General features: G+C 58.4%; 21 protein-coding genes. 11 read left to right on the plus strand and 10 right to left on the minus strand.

Annotated elements, in window-relative coordinates:
* Positions 1-266: 266 nt before the first annotated feature.
* Positions 267-1,466, minus strand: coding sequence for a tyrosine--tRNA ligase (gene tyrS, locus KGB21_RS04810; protein WP_223503965.1), 1,200 nt, complete (start codon positions 1,464-1,466; stop codon positions 267-269).
* A gap of 211 nt (positions 1,467-1,677) precedes the next feature.
* On the opposite strand from tyrS, the gene KGB21_RS04815 reads away from it, so the two are divergent.
* Positions 1,678-3,111, plus strand: coding sequence for a peptidoglycan DD-metalloendopeptidase family protein (locus tag KGB21_RS04815; protein ID WP_223503967.1), 1,434 nt, complete (start codon positions 1,678-1,680; stop codon positions 3,109-3,111).
* Between the two features lie 3 nt (positions 3,112-3,114).
* Positions 3,115-4,206, plus strand: a complete 1,092-nt coding sequence (locus KGB21_RS04820) for an anhydro-N-acetylmuramic acid kinase (protein WP_223503968.1) — start codon at positions 3,115-3,117, stop codon at positions 4,204-4,206.
* 66 nt (positions 4,207-4,272) lie between these two features.
* On the opposite strand, the gene erpA is transcribed toward KGB21_RS04820, so the two are convergent.
* Entirely contained in the window at positions 4,273-4,623 is a 351-nt protein-coding gene (gene erpA, locus KGB21_RS04825; protein ID WP_007906865.1) for an iron-sulfur cluster insertion protein ErpA, read from the minus strand.
* A gap of 168 nt (positions 4,624-4,791) precedes the next feature.
* On the minus strand, positions 4,792-5,826 hold the full coding sequence (gene argC, locus KGB21_RS04830) for an N-acetyl-gamma-glutamyl-phosphate reductase (RefSeq protein WP_223503970.1): 1,035 nt from the start codon (positions 5,824-5,826) through the stop codon (positions 4,792-4,794).
* A gap of 135 nt (positions 5,827-5,961) precedes the next feature.
* On the opposite strand from argC, the gene hemJ reads away from it, so the two are divergent.
* The 6 genes from hemJ (at position 5,962) to coq7 (ending at position 10,517) form a co-directional block, all read left to right on the plus strand.
* A complete protein-coding gene (gene hemJ, locus KGB21_RS04835; RefSeq protein WP_223503972.1) occupies positions 5,962-6,393 on the plus strand; it encodes a protoporphyrinogen oxidase HemJ in 432 nt (143 codons plus the stop codon).
* A 33-nt stretch (positions 6,394-6,426) separates the two neighbouring features.
* Positions 6,427-7,395 (plus strand): NAD(P)H-dependent flavin oxidoreductase, encoded by a 969-nt coding sequence (locus KGB21_RS04840; protein ID WP_223503974.1) that lies wholly within the window; start codon positions 6,427-6,429, stop codon positions 7,393-7,395.
* Between the two features lie 75 nt (positions 7,396-7,470).
* The gene (locus KGB21_RS04845) at positions 7,471-8,427 is read left to right on the plus strand and encodes a DUF805 domain-containing protein (protein ID WP_223503976.1); all 957 of its coding nucleotides are present in this window, start codon (positions 7,471-7,473) and stop codon (positions 8,425-8,427) included.
* A 61-nt stretch (positions 8,428-8,488) separates the two neighbouring features.
* Complete coding sequence (locus KGB21_RS04850; protein ID WP_223503978.1) at positions 8,489-9,277, plus strand: SDR family NAD(P)-dependent oxidoreductase; 789 nt, start codon at positions 8,489-8,491, stop codon at positions 9,275-9,277.
* An 81-nt stretch (positions 9,278-9,358) separates the two neighbouring features.
* Positions 9,359-9,697 carry a histidine triad nucleotide-binding protein gene (locus KGB21_RS04855; RefSeq protein ID WP_008027110.1) on the plus strand — a complete coding sequence of 113 codons (339 nt, stop codon included), beginning with the start codon at positions 9,359-9,361 and terminating at the stop codon, positions 9,695-9,697.
* A 172-nt stretch (positions 9,698-9,869) separates the two neighbouring features.
* On the plus strand, positions 9,870-10,517 hold the full coding sequence (gene coq7 / locus KGB21_RS04860) for a 2-polyprenyl-3-methyl-6-methoxy-1,4-benzoquinone monooxygenase (protein ID WP_034147352.1): 648 nt from the start codon (positions 9,870-9,872) through the stop codon (positions 10,515-10,517).
* 118 nt (positions 10,518-10,635) lie between these two features.
* Here the strand turns inward: coq7 and speD are convergent, their stop codons facing one another.
* On the minus strand, positions 10,636-11,430 hold the full coding sequence (gene speD, locus KGB21_RS04865) for an adenosylmethionine decarboxylase (RefSeq protein WP_034147353.1): 795 nt from the start codon (positions 11,428-11,430) through the stop codon (positions 10,636-10,638).
* A gap of 238 nt (positions 11,431-11,668) precedes the next feature.
* Positions 11,669-12,091 (minus strand): OsmC family protein, encoded by a 423-nt coding sequence (locus KGB21_RS04870; protein WP_008061600.1) that lies wholly within the window; start codon positions 12,089-12,091, stop codon positions 11,669-11,671.
* 231 nt (positions 12,092-12,322) lie between these two features.
* Here KGB21_RS04870 and crp point away from each other — a divergent pair, with 231 nt between their 5' ends.
* A complete protein-coding gene (crp, locus tag KGB21_RS04875) occupies positions 12,323-12,967 on the plus strand; it encodes a cAMP-activated global transcriptional regulator CRP (protein WP_034147354.1) in 645 nt (214 codons plus the stop codon).
* Here the strand turns inward: crp and KGB21_RS04880 are convergent.
* The 4 genes from KGB21_RS04880 to KGB21_RS04895 form a co-directional block, all read right to left on the minus strand.
* Positions 12,964-13,665, minus strand: a complete 702-nt coding sequence (locus tag KGB21_RS04880; RefSeq protein ID WP_223503979.1) for a biotin/lipoate A/B protein ligase family protein — start codon at positions 13,663-13,665, stop codon at positions 12,964-12,966. The genes crp and KGB21_RS04880 overlap by 4 nt on opposite strands.
* A gap of 143 nt (positions 13,666-13,808) precedes the next feature.
* Positions 13,809-14,645 carry an indole-3-glycerol phosphate synthase TrpC gene (trpC, locus tag KGB21_RS04885; RefSeq protein WP_223503981.1) on the minus strand — a complete coding sequence of 279 codons (837 nt, stop codon included), beginning with the start codon at positions 14,643-14,645 and terminating at the stop codon, positions 13,809-13,811.
* A complete protein-coding gene (gene trpD, locus KGB21_RS04890; protein WP_034147357.1) occupies positions 14,642-15,691 on the minus strand; it encodes an anthranilate phosphoribosyltransferase in 1,050 nt (349 codons plus the stop codon). The genes trpC and trpD overlap by 4 nt, the downstream gene beginning before the upstream one ends.
* A gap of 9 nt (positions 15,692-15,700) precedes the next feature.
* A complete protein-coding gene (locus KGB21_RS04895) occupies positions 15,701-16,294 on the minus strand; it encodes an aminodeoxychorismate/anthranilate synthase component II (RefSeq protein ID WP_034147358.1) in 594 nt (197 codons plus the stop codon).
* A 44-nt stretch (positions 16,295-16,338) separates the two neighbouring features.
* Here KGB21_RS04895 and KGB21_RS04900 point away from each other — a divergent pair, with 44 nt between their 5' ends.
* Positions 16,339-16,683 (plus strand): hypothetical protein, encoded by a 345-nt coding sequence (locus KGB21_RS04900; RefSeq protein ID WP_223503983.1) that lies wholly within the window; start codon positions 16,339-16,341, stop codon positions 16,681-16,683.
* 16 nt (positions 16,684-16,699) lie between these two features.
* Positions 16,700-18,607, plus strand: a complete 1,908-nt coding sequence (estP, locus tag KGB21_RS04905; RefSeq protein ID WP_223503986.1) for an esterase EstP — start codon at positions 16,700-16,702, stop codon at positions 18,605-18,607.
* A 189-nt stretch (positions 18,608-18,796) separates the two neighbouring features.
* On the opposite strand, the gene trpE is transcribed toward estP, so the two are convergent.
* Positions 18,797-20,278, minus strand: a complete 1,482-nt coding sequence (trpE, locus tag KGB21_RS04910) for an anthranilate synthase component I (protein WP_223503988.1) — start codon at positions 20,276-20,278, stop codon at positions 18,797-18,799.
* Positions 20,279-20,320: the final 42 nt, after the last annotated feature.

Here is a 20,320-nt window from a genome sequence, read left to right on the forward strand (position 1 = left end):
TTATTTTCAGAAGTTTTCAAGGAATCCTTAACAACTTCAACCACTTGCGCTTTCGATCTCTCGTCAGCGGGAGGCGAATTCTACAGCGTTACACGCTGCTGTCAACACCTCTTTTTCAACTTCCTTTCGACTTCGATGACCTGAAGCAACCTGCTGCCGAAAACTGCGTAACTCGTTGTTTACCAAGGAGTTTTCCGTTTCGACTGCGCCGGAAGTGGGGCGAATTATAGACACCTGAGATCTGCCGTCAACCCCTTATTTCAGGTTTATTCGGATTTGAGCGTAATACGCGCAAATGCCTTCTTGCCTGCCTGGCAAACATGGGTCGCGCCCATCGCATATATAAAGGTGCGATCGACAACTTCACCATCAATACGCACACCGCCAGAACCGAGCAGATCTCGAGCCACAGCCGAGTTCTTTACCAAGCCTGCCTTATTAAGGACGGCAGCGATCGGCATATCTTCAGTAGCGGTCAATTCAATCTCAGGCAGATCGTCTGGCAGCTCGCCATCTTTCATACGGTTGCCCGCCGCACGATGGGCGTTGGCCGCTGCTTCTTCACCATGGAAGCGAGCAACAATTTCTTCAGCCAGCTTGATCTTGATGTCACGCGGATTGGCGCCCGCCTCCACATCAGCACGGAATGCATTGATCTCATCCATGGAGCGGAAGCTGAGCAGTTCGAAGTAACGCCACATCAGCGCATCGGGAATGGAGACCAGCTTGCCGTACATCACGCCCGGCGCTTCCTGGATACCGACGTAGTTGCCCAACGACTTGGACATCTTCTTCACGCCATCCAGCCCTTCCAACAACGGCATGGTCAGAATGCATTGAGCTTCCTGACCATAACCACGCTGCAGTTCACGCCCCATCAACAGGTTGAACTTCTGATCGGTACCACCTAACTCGACATCTGCACGCAAGGCGACTGAGTCGTAGCCCTGAACCAGCGGATAGAGGAACTCGTGAATGGCGATTGGCTGATTGGTTGTGTAGCGCTTGTCGAAGTCATCGCGCTCGAGCATACGCGCCACGGTGTACTGCGAAGTCAGGCGAATGAAGTCGGCCGGCCCCATCTGATCCATCCAGGTGGAATTGAATGCCACTTCGGTCTTGGCCGGATCGAGAATCTTGAAAACCTGAGTCTTGTAGGTCTCTGCGTTCTCAAGAACCTGCTCGCGAGTCAGCGGAGGTCGCGTCGCACTCTTGCCGCTCGGATCGCCGATCATTCCTGTGAAATCGCCAATCAGGAAGATCACCTGGTGACCCAGCTCCTGGAACTGGCGCAGCTTATTAATAAGCACGGTGTGCCCAAGGTGCAAATCCGGGGCGGTCGGATCGAAGCCAGCCTTAATACGCAGCGGCTGGCCGCGCTTGAGCTTTTCGATCAGCTCGGACTCGACCAACAGTTCTTCCGCACCACGTTTAATCAGCGCTAGCTGCTCTTCAACCGACTTCATAACAGACCCGCAAGGCTCGAATTCAAAGGGGACCAACCATACAAGATCACGCGTCAAATACAAAGTTTGGTCGGCGCAATGACGCCAATCCGCTGGCAGAGTGTCCGCGGACTTGCTTCAGGGATGATTTGGTTATATTTTATACAGTTATTTCATCTTCATCATGTCATTCATCTTTTCCAATTCCTTTTTCAAAGTCAAAACACTACTTATGACCAAAGAATCGTCTAAAGCGCCTCCGCTTTACCCGAAGACCCACCTGCTCGCAGCGAGTGGCATCGCCGCGCTTCTGAGCCTGGCGCTTCTGGTATTCCCTTCCAGTGATGTTGAAGCCAAAAAGACAACCCTGAGCCTTGAACTGGAAAGTCCTGCTGAACAACTGACACAAGATCAAGACGCTGCTGAGGCCCTCCAAGCCACAAATGAGCCAGCAGCTTCTCCTTTCGCGCAGATCGACAACACCGCAGAAGACACCCAGGAAACTGCTCAAGCAGCACCAACACCAGCCCCAACACCTGCGCCGGCCATCGAAGAAAAGAAGGCGCCAAACCACAGGGAAGTGATCGTCGCCAAGGGCGATACCCTCTCCACGCTGTTCGAGAAGGTCGGTCTTCCAGCCATTTCAGTGCATGACGTACTGGCCAGCGACAAGCAGGCCAAGCAGTTCAGCCAGCTCAAGCATGGGCAGAAACTCGAATTCGAATTGAGCCCCGACGGCCAGTTGGCCAATTTGCACAGCAAAGTCAGCGACCTCGAAACCATCACTCTGACCAAGAATGACAAGGGCTACTCGTTCAACCGCATTACCGCCAAACCGACCGTACGCTCCGCCTATGTTCATGGCGTGATCAACAGCTCGCTGTCGCAGTCTGCCGCTCGCGCCGGCCTGTCCCACAGCCTGACGATGGACATGGCCAGCGTGTTTGGCTATGACGTCGATTTCGCCCAGGACATTCGCCAGGGTGACGAATTTGATGTGATCTACGAACAGAAAGTCGTCAACGGCAAAGCGGTCGGCAATGGCCCGATCCTGTCCGCACGTTTCACCAACCGCGGCAAGACCTACACCGCTGTGCGTTATACCAATAAACAAGGCAACAGCAGCTACTACACCGCTGATGGCAACAGCATGCGCAAGGCGTTCATCCGTACTCCTGTGGATTTCGCTCGCATCAGCTCGAAGTTTTCCATGGGCCGCAAACACCCGATCCTGAACAAGATCCGTGCCCACAAAGGCGTTGACTACGCAGCACCACGCGGTACGCCAATCAAAGCCGCCGGTGACGGCAAAGTCTTGCTGGCCGGGCGCCGCGGTGGTTACGGCAACACTGTGATCATCCAGCATGGCAGCACCTACCGTACGCTGTACGGCCACATGCAGGGTTTTGCCAAAGGCGTGCAGACAGGCAGCAATGTCAAGCAAGGCCAGGTGATCGGTTATATCGGCACTACCGGACTTTCTACCGGCCCGCACTTGCACTACGAATTCCAGGTAAACGGCGTTCACGTCGACCCGCTGGGGCAGAAAGTGGCAATGGCCGATCCGATTTCCAAGGCTGAACGCGCTCGCTTCCTCGCACAGAGTCAGCCGCTGATGGCGCGCATGGATCAAGAGAAATCCACCATGCTGGCGTCGAAGCGCTAAGCCATGGCGCTCTATATAGGCGTGATGTCCGGAACCAGTCTCGATGGCCTGGACATCGCGCTGGTCGAGATAGCCCCGGCGATCAGGCTGATCGCCACCCATTACATCCCAATGCCCGAATCCCTGCGCACCGAGCTGCTTGGCTTGTGCGCCAGCGGTCCGGACGAGATTGCCCGCTCCGCCATCGCCCAGCAGAACTGGGTGAAGCTGGCAGCACAGGGCATTCACACCCTCCTTGATCGACAGCACCTCAAACCCGAAGACGTTCGCGCGATTGGCAGCCATGGCCAAACCATCCGCCATGAACCGGCGCGCGGGTTCACAGTGCAGATCGGTAATCCGGCGCTTCTGACCGAGTTGACCGGCATCACCGTGGTCAGCGACTTCCGCAGCCGTGATGTTGCGGCTGGCGGGCAAGGCGCCCCGCTGGTCCCTGCCTTTCACGAAGCCTTGTTTGAAGAGCGCATTGGCAACCGCGCCGTTCTGAACGTCGGCGGATTCAGCAACCTCAGCCTGATCGAACCCGGCCAACCTGTTGCCGGTTTCGACTGCGGGCCGGGGAACGTGCTGCTGGATGCATGGATTCACCAGCAACGCGGCGAAAACTTTGATCGTGATGGCCAATGGGCCGCCTGCGGCAAGGTTGAACCGGTTCTGTTGAAGGAATTGCTCAGCGATCCATTCTTCGTAACCAAAGGCCCGAAGAGTACCGGCCGGGAAGTGTTCAATCTGCCTTGGCTGACACACCACCTGGCACAGTTACCCAGCTTCGCCGCCGAAGACGTGCAGGCAACGCTACTGGAACTGACTGCACTGACCATCATTGAGTCACTGCAAAGCGCCCAATCGGACACTCAAGAACTGCTCGTCTGTGGTGGCGGCGCGCACAATGCCACGCTGATGAAGCGCCTGGCCGAATTGCTGCCGAACGCAGAAGTCAGCAGCACCGCGACGTACGGCGTAGACCCCGACTGGGTCGAAGCCATGGCCTTCGCCTGGCTGGCCCGCTGCTGCCTCGAAGGCATCGCCGCCAATCGCCCGAGCGTCACCGGCGCCCGCGGCTTGCGCGTACTCGGCGCCATCTACCCCGCATAAACGCCAGACAGCAAAACGCCGCAGGGCCCTGAAGCCATGCGGCGCTTGGTGAAGCAGGTGCGTTGATCAGATCGAGAACGAAGAGCCGCAGCCACACGTGGTGGTTGCATTCGGGTTCTTGATGACGAAACGCGAACCTTCGAGACCTTCCTGATAATCCACCTCGGCACCGGCCAGGTACTGGAAGCTCATCGGGTCAACAACCAGACTTACACCTTCGCGCTCGACGATGGTGTCGTCATCGGCCACTTCTTCATCGAAGGTGAAGCCGTACTGAAAACCTGAACAACCGCCGCCCGTAACGAATACGCGCAGCTTCAAGCGATCATTCCCCTCTTCATCGACCAGGCTCTTCACCTTGTGCGCGGCACCGTGGGTGAATTGCAAAGCCGTGGGGGTGAAGGATTCGACGCTCATGCTGACTATCTCCCGGCGTTACGCCGTCATATTGCGTGATGACGCGCATTATCCGCTTCTCCTAGAAAAGCGGTCAACTATTGTTATGGTATATCAACCAACCCGTTCGCCGACCCGGAATGCAAAAAGGCCCGTTCTACGGGCCTTTTTGCCATGGGAAATAAACCGTTACGGCAGCATCCCAGCGTGGGACAGACCAAAGCGCTCATCCAACCCAAACAGGATGTTCATGTTCTGCACCGCCTGACCCGACGCGCCCTTGACCAGGTTATCGATCACCGACAACACCACCACCAGATCACCATCCTGCGGACGATGCACGGCGATACGGCACACGTTGGCGCCGCGCACGCTGCGGGTTTCCGGATGGCTGCCGGCCGGCATGACGTCGACGAACGGTTCGTTGGCATAACGCTTTTCGAACAGCGCCTGCAAGTCCACCGAACGATCCACAACAGTCGCGTACAGCGTCGAGTGAATGCCACGGATCATTGGCGTCAGGTGGGGAACGAAAGTCAGGCCGACATCCTTGCCCGCTGCGCGACGCAGACCCTGGCGAATTTCCGGCAAGTGACGGTGACCTTTGACGGCATAAGCCTTCATGCTTTCCGATGTCTCGGAGTACAACGAACCTACAGCAGCGCCGCGACCCGCACCGCTGACACCGGATTTGCAGTCGGCAATCAAACGCGACGTATCGGCCAGACCGGCTTCAAGCAACGGCAGGAAACCCAGCTGCGTGGCAGTCGGATAGCAACCCGGAACAGCAATCAGGCGCGCCTTCTTGATTTGCTCGCGGTTAACTTCTGGCAGCCCGTAGACCGCTTCGTCCAACAGTTCCGGCGCGCCGTGCGGCTGGCCGTACCACTTGGCCCATTCATCTGCATCTTGCAGACGGAAGTCAGCCGACAGGTCGATGACCTTGGTCCCGGCCGCCAGCAGCTCACCTGCCAGGGCATGTGCAACGCCGTGCGGCGTGGCGAAGAACACCACGTCGCAGGCACCAAGGGTCTTGATGTCCGGAACGCTGAACGCCAGGCCATCGTAGTGGCCTCGCAGGTTCGGGTACATGTCGGCCACGGCCAGACCAGCCTCGGATCGGGAAGTGATGACCACCACTTCTGCTTGCGGATGCTGTGCCAACAGACGCAGCAGTTCGACACCCGTGTAACCCGTGCCGCCGACGATACCGACCTTGACCATAAACCTGCCCTCAACGAACCCACTGGAAAGCCGTCGATAATAGGGGCCGCGCGCCCCTGCGACAACCGTCAAGGTGACGTGCGGGCGCTCAAGCCTCTACTATTCCCGCTACCGTGAATTGGGGAATAACCAAAAATGCTTTTTCTGTGGCTCAAAGCGCTTCACATCGTCAGCATCGTTTGCTGGTTTGCCGGCCTGTTCTACTTGCCGCGACTCTTCGTTTACCACGCACAAAGCGAAGATACCGTCAGCAAGGAACGCTTCAGCATCATGGAGCGCAAGCTGTATCGCGGCATCATGGGTCCTTCGATGATCGCTACGCTGATTTTCGGCGGCTGGCTGATCAGCCTTAATCCGAGTGCCTATTTCGGCCAGGGCGGCTGGATGCATGCCAAGTTGACTCTGGTGGTCCTGCTGATCGGCTACCACCACATGTGCGGCGCACAGGTGAAGCGTTTTGCCCGTGGCGAAAACACCCGCAGCCATGTCTTTTTTCGCTGGTTCAATGAAGTGCCGGTTCTGATATTGCTGGCAATCGTAATTCTGGTCGTCGTTCGGCCGTTCTAAATCCAATAGACACCACTTACCGGGGTACTTCCAATGTCGCTGCCCGCTCTGCTTGAACAACGTTTGCGCTTGCCTGTTGTGGCGGCGCCGATGTTCCTGATTTCCAATCCGCAACTGGTGCTCGCCTGCTGTCGTAATGGCGTAGTCGGCAGTTTCCCCGCGCTGAATCAGCGCGAAAGCAGTGGCTTCAAGGCCTGGCTGGAAGAAATCGAAGCGGGACTGGCGACACTGGAGAACCCCGCGCCGTACGCGGTGAACCTGATCGTCCACAACAGCAATCCGCGACTGCAGGCGGACCTGGAGATCTGCATCGAGCACAAAGTGCCGATCGTGATCACCAGCCTCGGCGCCGTTAAGGAGCTGGTCGATGCGGTCCACAGCTACGGCGGCCTTGTATTCCATGACGTGACGACCCGTCGTCATGCCGAGAAAGCCGCCGAAGCCGGCGTGGATGGCTTGATTGCCGTCGCCGCCGGCGCGGGCGGGCATGCCGGAACCTGGAGCCCGTTCTCGCTGATCGCCGAGATCCGCCAGTTCTTCGACAAGACTTTGCTGCTGGCCGGTTGCCTGAACCATGGCCACGAAATTCTCGCCGCACAATTGCTCGGCGCGGATCTGGCCTACTTCGGCACGCGATTTATCGGCACCACCGAAAGTCATGCGCCTGACGCCTACAAAGAGATGCTGCTGACGGCCAGAGCGGCAGACATCATCCATACTCCAGCGGTATCTGGCGTACCAGCGAGTTTCATGCGCCAGAGCCTGGAGGCCGCCGGTTTCGACATGGCAGCCCTGCAAAACAAGGGTGAAGTCAATTTTGGCTCCAAGCTCAAACCCATCAGCGATGAAGCCAAAGCCTGGAAAACCGTGTGGTCCGCGGGCCAGGGCGTGGGTGAAATCGATGATCTGCCGAGCGTCGATCAACTGGTGGCGCGCCTCGACGCCGAGTACCGCCAGGCACTGGAACACGCAGCGCAACTGCCCAAGCGCTGGCCACGATGAAAGAAACCCGGGCCAGCCGCATCTGACTGGCCCTACACTCCGTAACTCAATACTCGCGACAAGGATGCCTCGGCAATGAGCGAAAACCGTTTCAAGATCGTCTTCGACGGCACGCTACTGCCAGGCGTTGATATCGCCACCGCCAAACTCAATCTCGCCGCGTTGTACAAAAGCGAAGTCACCGCCGTCGAGCGACTGTTCAGCGGCAAACCGGTCGCCCTCAAACGTGATTTGTCACAGGACGACGCACAGACCTACCTTCAAGCACTAAAGAAAACCGGTATCGATGCCCGTGTCGAGCCCGAGCCCTCGATCGATCTGAAGCTGTCCGATCTCCACGACCACACGCCAGCCGCGATCGCAGCGGAACCCGAATCCCCTTACGCACCGCCGCAAGCCAACGTTGGCGAACGCATGCCCGAGTACGCCACGCTCAAGCCCTTCGGCGTCGAAGGCCGCATCGGACGCCTGCGGTTCCTCGCATGGTCGATGGTGCTGAGCCTGGTGACGATTGCTGTGGTCGGTGTATTTGCCTTGGTCGGCCTGGCGCTCGTCAGCACCGATTCGACCGCCGGACTGATCTTCGGCGGCCTTCTGGCATTCATTCTGTGCGTTGTCTTCCTTATCGCCAGTATCCTGATCACTGTTCAGCGCCTGCATGATATCGGCTGGTCCGGCTGGCTATGGCTGCTGAACCTGGTGCCATTCGTTGGCAGTTTCTTCCCGCTGCTGTTGTTGCTCATGCCGGGAACCCACCTTGCCAATCGCTATGGCGCCCCGCCACCGCCCAACAGCACGGCAGTCAAGGTGCTGTCGTCGTTGTGGATCGTGTTGATTGCGCTGCTTATCGTCGGTGCAATGGCCGGCGGTATCTCGGCTATTCAGGACGAATACGAAAACACCCTTGAAAGCAGTTACCAAAGTGGCTCGGTCACCACCGATGAGATCGACGTCGAGGTCGAACCCACACCAATTTCCGCCGACGATGCAGCCGAAGAAGCCCAGCCCCCTGTAGACTCTGCGAAAGAATGAACAGCGCTCCCCGCCCGTGACACCTGCGTCGCGGCGCGGAGCTGTTGCGATGGAGAACTGCATGACCCGTTATGCTCTGATCACTGGCGCCTCCAGCGGTATCGGCCTGGCCATGGCCGAAGCGTTGGCCCGGCGCGGCCGCAGCCTGATCCTAGTGGCCCGACAACGTGATCAGCTGGAAAGTATTGCGATTGAACTGACCCAACGTTTTGGCGTGGAAGTGTTGTTCCGTGCCTGTGATTTGGGCGAGCCGCTGCGGCTGTCCGGGTTCCTGCTGGAACTGGAAGAAGGCGACCGGCAAATCGATCTGCTGGTGAACTGCGCCGGCATCGGCACCTGCGGCCCGTTCCTGGCGCAGGACTGGATGACCGAACAGGACCTAATCGAAGTAAACATTCTGGCGCTGACCCGCCTGTGCCACGCCATCGGTAACAGCATGGCCTTGCAGGGTGGCGGGCAGATTCTGAATGTCGCCTCGGTCGCGGCATTTCAGCCTGGTCCGTGGATGAGCACTTACTACGCCAGCAAGGCGTATGTGCTGCACTTTTCCGAAGGCTTGCGCGTCGAGCTGAAAAAATGTGCGGTCAAGGTATCGGTGCTCTGCCCCGGCCCGACTCGCACGGCGTTTTTCCGTACCGCGCAACTGGACAACGACAAACTGGCCAACAGTAAAATGCTGATGAGCCCGGAGGAAGTTGCGCTCTATACCGTGCGAGCCCTGGAGAAAAATCGCGCAATCATTATCCCGGGACGGCGTAATCGCTGGTTCGCCGCCCTGCCCCGGTTCAGCACGCGCTGGCTGACCCGGACAATCGCCGGCATGGTCATCAAGGCCCACTGCCCGCGCTAATTGACCTGCATGGTAAAAGGCTGGGCTCGGACAACACCCATGAGTACACTCGGGCCAGCCCAAACAACGGAGAAAACAGCTGTGGATACTCTGTTCACCAAGATCATCAACCGGGAAATCCCGGCGAAGATCATTTACGAGGACGACCAGGTTCTGGCCTTCCACGACATCGCCCCACAGGCGCCGGTGCACTTTCTGGTGATCCCGAAGAAACCGGTGCGCACCTTGAACGACCTGACCGAGGACGATAAAGCATTGGCCGGGCATATCCTGTTCACTGCCCAGCGTCTGGCCCTGGAGCTGGGCTGCGAAAAAGGTTTCCGCGTTGTCATGAATTGCAATGAAGAAGGTGGGCAGACTGTCTATCACATTCATATGCACGTGCTGGGTCAGCGTCAGATGCACTGGCCGCCGGGCTGACTCTCAGGCTGCCCCTGTAGGAGCCGGCTCGCTGGCGATGGCGTCATTGAGATCGCCATCGCCAGCAAGCCGGCTCCTACAGGTTTGGTGGTGACCTCACACATGACCCAACGCAAACCTTCCCCGGCCGATTGGGTTAAACTGGCCGCCGAGATTCCCCCCGGAGGTCAGCATGACTACCCAACGTCACTACTCGCCGATTGACCGTCTTCTGCTGCAAGCCGATGCCGCGATGCGTACCTTGCTGCCCTTCAGCGGCCAGCCGTACCGTCCGTCGCCCGCCATCGTGCAGCCGGATGCGAAAATGAGCGACGAAGACACCCGGCACGTTGCCGGACTGATGCGCATCAACCACACCGGTGAAGTCTGCGCCCAGGCGCTGTATCAAGGGCAGGCCCTGACCGCCAAGCTGCCGCAAGTGCGCGCCGCCATGGAACATGCCGCCGAAGAAGAAGTCGACCATCTGGTCTGGTGCGAACAACGCATCCATCAGTTGGGCAGCCACACCAGCATTCTCAATCCGCTGTTCTACGGCATGTCCTTCGGGATTGGCGCGGTGGCCGGGTTGATCAGCGACAAAGTCAGCCTGGGCTTCGTTGCCGCAACGGAAGATCAGGTGTGCAAACACTTGAACGAACACCTTGAGCAACTGCCGGCCGAAGATGAAAAGTCCCGGGCGATTCTTGAGCAAATGCGCATTGATGAAGAGCAGCATGCCGAAAGTGCGCTGGAGGCTGGCGGCTTCCGTTTTCCGGCGCCGGTGAAGTTCGGGATGAGCTTGTTGGCCAAGGTGATGACCAAGAGTACTTATCGGATCTGACCTTTCGGTCGCCTGATCTGGCCTCTTCGCGAGCAGGCTCGCTCCCACATGGAGCCACATTCAAAGAATAAAAAAGGCGACTGCCGTTAGGTAGTCGCCTTTTTTGTGCCCGGAAATCTTAGTTCGGCATGTTGCGTGCGTAGAAGATTTCGAGCATTTCGTGTTTCACGCGATCGGTCACCTGGGCACGTTGCTCAGGGGACAGGTTGTTGGTCGCGTCGCCGAACAGGTAGTTGTCCAGTTCGAAGTTTTTCAGCAGCATTTTGGTGTGGAACAGGTTTTCCTGATACACGTTCACGTCGGTCATCTGGTACGCGTCGCGGGTGTCTTCGGAAAGGTAGTTCTGAATCGAATTGATCTCGTGGTCGATGAAGTGCTTCTTGCCTTCAACGTCACGGGTGAAGCCGCGCACACGGTAATCCACGGTCACGATGTCCGAATCGAACTGGTGAATCAGGAAGTTGAGCGCTTTAAGCGGTGAAATGACCCCGCAAGTCGACACGTCGATATCCACACGGAAGGTTGCGATACCGTCGTCCGGATGGATTTCCGGGTACGTGTGCACCGTGATGTGGCTCTTGTCGAGGTGGGCCAGGATGATTTCGGGCAACGGGCCCGGGGACTCTTCGATCTGGCTGTCGGTCGGGGTCACCGGTTCTTCAGAAATCAGAATCGTGACGCTGGCGCCCTGCGGCTCGTAGTCCTGACTGGCAATGTTCAGGATGTTGGCACCAATGATATCGACAACTTCAGTGAGGATCTGCGTCAGGCGCTTCGCGTTGTACTCTTTATTGATGTACTCGACGTAAGCCTGTTGGTCTTGCGGGGTTTCCGCGTAGCAGATGTCATAGATGTTGAAGCTCAAGGTCTTTGTCAGGTTATTGAACCCGTGGAGCTTGAGTTTGCTTTTCACCGTTAAAAACTCTCTATGTATTGCGGCCCGGCCGCGTGATCAAGCATGCCCGTCAGATGCGAACGACGCACCTGCGTAGGACGGTTAACACCTCTTCGCGATGGCGATTTTGGTTGTCTGTTCGGGTGTGCGGCCTGTCGGCTGACGGGCCACTACCCTGAAAAAAGTGGCGCATTATGCAGACGTCAGCTTGGGATCGCCAGAGTCTGCACTGCTTTTATGATAGTTGAATGTCGATTCAACCGAGTTCGATGATTTCGTAGTCGTGGGTAATCTCGACGCCGGCCGCACCGAGCATGATCGAGGCGGAGCAATACTTCTCCGCAGACAGCTCGATGGCGCGCTTGACCTGCGCTTCTTTCAGCCCGCGGCCCTTGACCACGAAGTGCATGTGGATCTTGGTGAACACCTTTGGATCTTCGGTCGCGCGCTCGGCTTCGAGGAAAGCTTCGCAGCTCTCGACGGCCTGGCGTGATTTCTTGAGGATGCTGACCACATCGAAATTGCTGCAACCGCCGACACCCAGCAGGAGCATTTCCATCGGCCGGACACCCAGGTTACGACCGCCGGCATCGGGCGGACCGTCCATGACCACGACATGACCGCTACCGGATTCGCCGAGGAACATGGCTTCGCCAGCCCATTGGATGCGTGCCTTCATCGCCAAGACTCCACTGTATAAAAAAGGGTCGCCAGCTTAGCACAGGCCCCGTGATTGACAGTGTCCGCCTTCCTAGGACATAACCACCGGCCTTGTAGGTAAATGCTCGAATATTGCAGGAAGTGTCTGTTAAGCTGACGCCAATTCGCTGGCGCATAGCCAGCTTTAGCGAGTCTTTCGCTTTTCTTAAACAATCCAAAACATACCGTGCAGTCTTTTCGGGATACAACCATGGTTGCTATTGCCCCAACCCCCAAGATCAAGAACCTCGACAAGTTGCTGATGCATTGCCAGCGCCGTCGCTATCAGGCCAAGAGCAACATCATATGTGCCGGCGACCGCTCGGAAACCCTGTTCTTCATCATTAAAGGTTCGGTCACCATCCTGATCGAGGATGACGACGGTCGGGAAATGATCATTGCTTACCTGAACGGCGGGGACTTTTTCGGTGAGCTGGGGCTGTTTGAACAGGCAGGTCAGGAACAGGAGCGCAGCGCTTGGGTGCGTGCCAAGGTCGAATGCGAAGTTGCGGAAATCAGCTACGCGAAATTCCGTGAACTGTCCCAGCAGGATCCAGACATTCTTTACGTGTTAAGCGGACAAATCGCACAACGTCTGCGGAACACCACGCGCAAGGTCGGTGACCTGGCGTTTTTCGATGTGACGGGGCGTGTCGCCCGCTGCCTGCTGGAACTGTGCAAGCAACCAGATGCGATGACTCACCCTGACGGCATGCAGATCAAGGTGACCCGTCAGGAAATCGGGCGGATTGTCGGGTGTTCCCGGGAGATGGTTGGTCGCGTGCTCAAGGATCTGGAAGAACGCAACCTGGTGGACGTCAAAGGCAAGACGATGGTGGTCTTTGGTACGCGCTAAGCGCTGAACATCTGCGCCAGCATCTGCCGGTAAAGTTCGTCGAGACGCCCCAGTGCATTGGGTGCCGTGAACTTTTCATGCAGTGCGATGTGGCTTTCCGCTCGCACCCGTTGCTCCAGACCGCAGGCTTCGTTGAAACGATTGACCGCCGCGACCATCGATTCACGTTCGTTGTCGATCAGCATTGCACCATGCACCAACCCTACCGGGCGCTGACCGCCCTGGCTCTGGCGCCAGCGCTGGGCCGTACCAACCATCTTGCGTCCGTCGAGATTGACGTTGAAGCGACCGTCGCAGAATGCGCCTTCGATTTCGCCCAGCGACGAAGTCCCGCCTAACTCATCCAGCAACTGACAGATGGGATCACACAGACGCCGGTAACCGGACTCGATGCGGTTCAGATCCCCTTCGCTGCGCGGTGGTGCGTAAACCAGGGCGATGTTGATCGTCGAGGCGGATTGCGGCACCGGCTCACCTCCGGTTTCGCGTAACAGTACTGGCCAACCGGCAGCGGCGGAGACTTCGCAGGCGTGGTCGAACCCGGGCAGACGATTCAAACGACGCGGCATGACCAGTGCCTGATCGCTCGGCTGCCAGAACAGCAGGCCGAATTCCGAATCGCCAGCACAGACGGATGCCAACAGATCCTGTTCGGCTTGCAGGCCGGCTTCGATGGTCAGAGAAACAGGTGAGGTCACAAGGTACTCCGTAGGACAAAAAGTCTGTGGTGTCTTATGCCGCCATCGCGAGCAGGCTCACTCCTACAGGGTTTGAGGGTGGCCACAATGTATGTGTATTGCCACAATCAACCTGTAGGAGTGAGCCTGCTCGCGATGCTTTTTTAGTCCAGTGTAGAACCGCTGACCGGAATGCCACGCTCAGGGAAAAACAGACGCTGCAATTCAGTGCCTGGATTCTCGGCGCGCATGAACGCCTCGCCCACCAGGAACGCGTAAACGTCGCTGATTTCCATTAGCTCGACATCGGCACGGTTGAGGATGCCGCTTTCGGTGATCACCAGACGATCACGCGGGATACGCGGCAGCAGATCGAGGGTGGTTTCCAGGCTGACGTCGAAGGTGTGCAGGTTGCGGTTATTGATGCCGACCAGCGGGGTGTCGAGGGTTTTCAAGGCCCGCTCCAGCTCATCGCCATCGTGGACTTCAACCAGCACATCAAGACCGACACCTTTGGCCACGGCGGCCAGTTCGGCCATTTTCACGTCGTCCAGCGCGGAGACGATCAACAGCACGCAGTCGGCGCCGAGGGCGCGAGCTTCGACGATCTGGTACGGATCGATCATGAAGTCCTTGCGGATCACCGGCAGTTTGCACGCTGCGCGAGCTTGCTGCAGGTACGCGTCGGCACCCTGGAAGTAATCGATGTCGGTGAGTACCGACAGGCACGTCGCGCCGCCCTTCTCGTAGCTTCTAGCGATGTCGGCAGGAACGAAGTTCTCGCGAATTACGCCCTTGCTTGGCGAAGCCTTCTTGATTTCGGCAATGACTGCCGGCTCTTTCAGCTTGGCCTGGGCCAGCAAAGCCTTGGCAAAACCACGGGGTGCATCGGCCGCCTTGGCCAGACTTTCCAGCTCGGCGAGGCTTACGCGAGCGCTGCGCTCGGCAACTTCTTCAACCTTGCGCGCCAGAATGTTTTCCAGAACCGTCGGTACACTCATCCCTCATTCTCCACTTTGAATACCGCGGTAAATGCACCCAGCTCCTCGAGTTTTTCCCGAGCGAGGCCTGTGTGCAGCGCATCGTGCGCCAGGGCAACACCCTCTTTCAAACTGCTCGCATGGTCGGCGGCGTACAACGCGGCACCGGCATTGAGCATGATCATCTCGGCAGCTTTCTGACCGTTTTCGGTCTTGCGCTTGCCCAGTGCATCGCGAATCAGTTCCAGGGACGCCGCCGGGCTTTCCACCGCCAGGCCATGCAGGCTCTGGCTCTTCATGCCCAGGTCTTCCGGCTCGACCCAATACTCGGTGATCTGGTCATCTTTCAGTTCGGCGACAAAAGTCGGGGCTGCCAGGCTGAATTCGTCCAGGCCATCCTTCGAATGCACCACCAGCACGTGCTTGCTGCCCAGACGCTGCAGGACTTCGGCCAATGGCCGGCACAGCGCTTGAGTGAATACGCCCACCACCTGATGTTTCACGCCAGCCGGATTCGTAAGCGGGCCGAGCATGTTGAACAAGGTGCGCAGGCCGAGCTCGCGACGCGGGCCAGCGGCGTACTTCATGGCACTGTGGTGAGTCTGGGCAAACATGAAACCGATGCCGACGTTATCGATGCAGCGCGCCACTTGAACCGGCGTCAGGTTCAGGTAGATACCGGCTGCTTCCAGCAAATCGGCACTGCCGCTTTTACCCGAGACCGCACGGTTACCGTGCTTGGCCACGGTGCAACCGGCCGCCGCGACCACGAAGGAAGACGCGGTCGACACGTTGAAAATATTCGCACCGTCACCGCCGGTGCCGACTACATCGACCACGCCATCCAGGGTCTTGAGTTCGACCTTGTCCGCCAGCTCGCGCATCACCGAAACGGCACCGACGATTTCGTCGATGCTTTCGCTCTTCATGCGCATGGCCATCATGAACGCGCCGATCTGCGCCTCGGTGCATTGGCCGGTCATGATTTCGCGCATCACATCGCGCATTTCATCGGTGCTGAGGTCGAGGTGATCGACGATACGGCCCAGGGCTGTCTTGATATTCATGAAAAGTCCTTAGCGCGTGCCGCCGGTTTGTTTGAGGAAGTTGGCGAAGAGCTCGTGGCCCTGCTCGGTGAGGATCGACTCAGGGTGAAACTGCACGCCCTCGATGTTCAGGGTCTTGTGGCGCAGGCCCATGATCTCGTCGATCGAACCGTCTTCGAGCTGGGTCCAGGCGGTTAGTTCGAGGCAGTCTGGCAAGGTTTCGCGCTTGACGATCAATGAATGATAGCGGGTGACGGTCAACGGATTGTTCAGGCCGGCGAAGACGCCTTTGTCCTCGTGGAACACCGGGCTGGTCTTGCCGTGCATGACCTGGCGGGCACGGACCACATCGCCGCCAAAGGCCTGGCCGATGGATTGATGGCCCAGGCATACACCGAGAATCGGCAGTTTGCCGCCGAAGTGCTTGATCACGTCAATGGAAACGCCGGCTTCATTCGGGGTGCAAGGGCCGGGAGAAACTACGATGCGCTCGGGGTTGAGGGCTTCGATTTCAGCAATGGTGAGCTCATCGTTGCGCACCACTTTGACCTGGGAGCCCAGCTCACCAAGGTACTGCACAACGTTGTAAGTAAAAGAGTCGTAGTTATCGATCATCAGCAACATGGCGTTAAGAACCTCTTGAATTCACTGACTAATACAGCCTTCGAATGATTGACCCGCAGCGTTCTGCACTTTGGCGGTCGCTGGAATCGCGAAGCAAAGCGCAAGGTCTTGCGAGTAAAGAAGGCGAAGCGGTAAAGATCCGGCCGGGCCGGCAGAAGGATTCAGGCGCGCCAACGCCAGCGGGCGTGTGCCTTGATGACTTGATCCAGAAGTTTGCTGACGATCAACACGGGGAAGGTCTCATTTATACGTCTCGGCACAGTAACTTAGCTGGGCAGAGCGTGCAATATGGGGCGATGGAAGCGAGTGAAACATTCGGCAGGTTCGCGCCGAATGGCATCAGGCTCTATAGTTTTTTGGCACTGTCGTTTCACCCACTAAAACAATAATCAAACGGACTTGCTCATGATCAGACAGACGCTGTTTGTACCGCTTGCCGGTTGCCTGCTCGCCATGGCCTGCGCTCAGGCGATCGCGGCGCCCAATCCTTACTCGAACTTCATCGTTTTCGGCGACAGCCTCAACGATGCGGGGCAGTTTACCGACACGGGCGGCCCTGTCGGTTCGACCCTGCGTTTCACCAACCGCACCGGACCGACGTATCAGGACGGTAGCGGCGAAGTCTATGCCGCCAACTCAACCCAACTGCTAGGGGGCAGGCTTGGTTTCTCACCGGACCAGACCGCCGCTTCGACTTCAGCCGCACGCGCCGCCCAGGGTTTGCCAGATGGCAATAACTGGGCCGTCGGTGGCTATCGCACCGATCAGATCCTCGCTTCAATCACCACCGTATCCGCCACGGGTGAACGTGCGCGGGCGGGTTACTTGCCTTCCAATAATCTGCGCGCCGACCCGAACGCGCTGTATTACCTCTCCGGCGGTGGTAACGACTTTCTTCAGGGCCGTGTGCAAAGTGGCGCTCAGGCGAATGCCGCTGCGGACCGCCTGGCCAACAGCGTTCAGGTCCTGCAAACGGCCGGCGCCCGGTACATCATGGTCTGGCTGTTGCCTGACCTGGGATTGACACCGGCCATCAATGGCAGCCCTTTGCAGGGACCTACCTCGCAACTGAGCGCGGCTTTCAACCGGCAACTGGTCACTCGACTGGCGGGGATCGATGCCGAAATCATTCCGCTGAACATTCCACTTTTGCTGCAGGAAACCTTCGCCGATCCAGCGCGATTCGGTTTCGCGACAGGTCAGAACCTGACGGCGACTTGCTTCAGCGGTAACGGCTGCACGGAAAACGCTACCTTTGGCATCAATAGCGCCACCCCGGACCCGAGCCAATTGATTTACAACGATGGGGTGCATCCGACCGAGGCCGGACAAAAGCTCGTGTCCGACTACGCCTATTCCTTACTCGCGGCGCCATGGGAGCTGACGCTGCTACCGGAAATGGCCCACGCCACGCTACGCGCGCATCAGGATGAACTGCGCAGCCAATGGCAATCCGACTGGGAGAACTGGCAGGCCGTTGGCCAATGGCGCGCCATCGTCGCGGGCGGTGGTCAGCATCTCGATGTCGCTCACCAAAGCAGCGGTGCCGATGCCGATGCCGACGGCTACAGCTTGAACATCGGCGGCAGCTATCGCCTCAATGAAGCCTGGCGCGTGGGTGTGGCGGCAGGCTTCTATCGTCAGAATCTGGACGCCGGCGATAACGATTCGGACTACAAACTCAACAGCTACCTGGCCACGGCGTTCGCCCAGTTCCAGCAGAACCGTTGGTGGGCCGATGCCGCGTTGACCGGCGGCAAGCTGGATTACGACAATCTCAAACGCAAATTCGATCTGGGCGGCGGCGAAGGTGCGGAGAAAGGCGACACCGACGGCTATCTCTGGGCCTTCAGTACACGCGTTGGCTATGACATTGCGCAGCCGGGCAGTGAGTGGCACCTGTCGCCGTTCATCAGCGCCGATTACGCGAAAGTGGAAGTCGACGGCTACTCGGAAAACAGCAGTCGTTCCACGGCGCTGACCTTTGATGACCAGAAACGCGATTCGAAACGTCTGGGCACCGGGTTGCAGGGTAAATACCAGATCACCCCGCAGACTCAAGTGTTTGGCGAATATGCCTACGAACGCGAGTACGACGATGACACCCAAGACGTGAACATCGCGCTCAACAGCCTGCCATCCCTCGACTTCACGCTGGATGGCTATACCCCTCAAACCCACATGAACCGCGTGAGCCTTGGCGTCAGCCACAAGTTGACGGCCGATCTGGCCCTGCGCGGCGGGTATACGTTGCGCAAGGATGATGACTTTACCCAGCAAGGCATCAACGTAGGCGTTGCGCTGGATTTTTGATTAAGGAAACAGCAGGCAAAAAAAACGCGGCGCCTTCACGGGCGCCGCGTTTTTTTTGTGACCACGCTTACCGTGGCGAGGGAGCTTGCTCCCGCTGGCCTGCGAAGCGGGCCCATGACGACTGCTGCGCAGCCGAGCATGGGAACGCCGCCCGGGCAAGCTCGCTCGCAACAAGGGTTAGAGGTGAACTCAGGCGTCCGGGGTTTGTTCGGCCAGGGCCACGGCGCGGAACATCGCACGGCGCTTGTTCAGGGTTTCTTCCCATTCCAGCGCCGGCACCGAGTCGGCGACGATGCCGCCACCGGCCTGCACGTGCAGTTCGCCGTTCTTGATCACTGCCGTGCGGATCGCAATGGCGGTGTCCATGTTGCCGTTCCAGGCGAAGTAGCCGACGGCGCCGCCGTAGACGCCGCGCTTGACCGGTTCCAGTTCGTCGATGATTTCCATCGCGCGAATCTTCGGTGCGCCCGACAAAGTGCCAGCCGGCAGGATCGCCCGCAGTGCATCCATCGCCGTCAGCCCTTCCTTCAATTGGCCGGTAACGTTGGAAACAATGTGCATCACGTTGGAGTAACGCTCGATGACCATCTTCTCGGTGAGCTTCACCGAACCGACTTCCGACACCCGACCGGTGTCATTGCGACCGAGGTCGATCAGCATCAAGTGCTCGGCAATTTCCTTGTCATCGGACAGCAGGTCTTTTTCCAGCGCCAGGTCAGCTTCTTCGTTGGCCCCGCGTGGGCGAGTGCCGGCGATCGGGCGCACGGTGATCAGGTTGTCTTCGACCCGCACCAGCACTTCCGGCGAACTGCCGACGACGTGGAAGTCGCCGAAGTTGAAGAAGTACATGTAAGGCGTCGGGTTGAAGCAGCGCAGTGCGCGGTACAAGTCGATTGGCGCAGCCTTGAAGTCGATCGACATGCGCTGGGACGGCACGACCTGCATGCAGTCACCGGCCAGGATGTATTCCTTGATGGTGTCGACGGCTTTTTCGTAATCGTCCTGGGTGAAACTGGAGCGGAACACCGGATCAGCTGCTTGCTGCTTGCTGAAATCGAGGCCACGGCGTGGAGTGATCGGCTGACGGAGTTTTTCCAGCAGCTCTTCAAGGCGTGCGCGACCTTGCTCGAAGGCGTCTTCCTGCGCCGGGTCGGCGAGGACGATGGCGTGCATCTTGCCGGCAAGGTTGTCGAACACCACTACCGCGTCGGAAACCATCAACAGAATATCCGGCACGCCCAGCGGATCCGGGTTCGGGCACTTGCCCAGACGCTTCTCCACATAACGCACGCAGTCGTAACCGAAGTAACCCACCAGGCCGCCGTTGAAACGCGGCAGGCCGGCGATGGTCGGTACGTTGTAGCGGGCCTTGAAGGCTTCGACGAACGCCAACGGGTCTTCCACGTCGTGGCTTTCGGTCTCGACACCGTCAATGGTCACGCTGACGTGGTGATCGTGAACCCGCAGCACGGTGCGGCACGGCAGGCCAATGATCGAGTAACGGCCCCATTTCTCGCCGCCCTGAACGGATTCCAGCAGGTAGGAGTTGGGCTCGTCGGCCAGTTTCAGGTAGATCGACAGCGGCGTGTCGAAGTCGGCCAGGGTTTCGCAGGCAAGCGGGATGCGGTTGTAGCCGGCAGCGGCCAAACGCAGGAATTCTTCGCGGATCATGAGGTGCCTCGTGGCTTGAGGTTCTAACAGTCAGGTATGCAA

Origin of the sequence: Pseudomonas sp. GL-RE-29, assembly GCF_019947275.1 — a bacterium.
GTDB lineage: Bacteria > Pseudomonadota > Gammaproteobacteria > Pseudomonadales > Pseudomonadaceae > Aquipseudomonas > Aquipseudomonas fluorescens_A.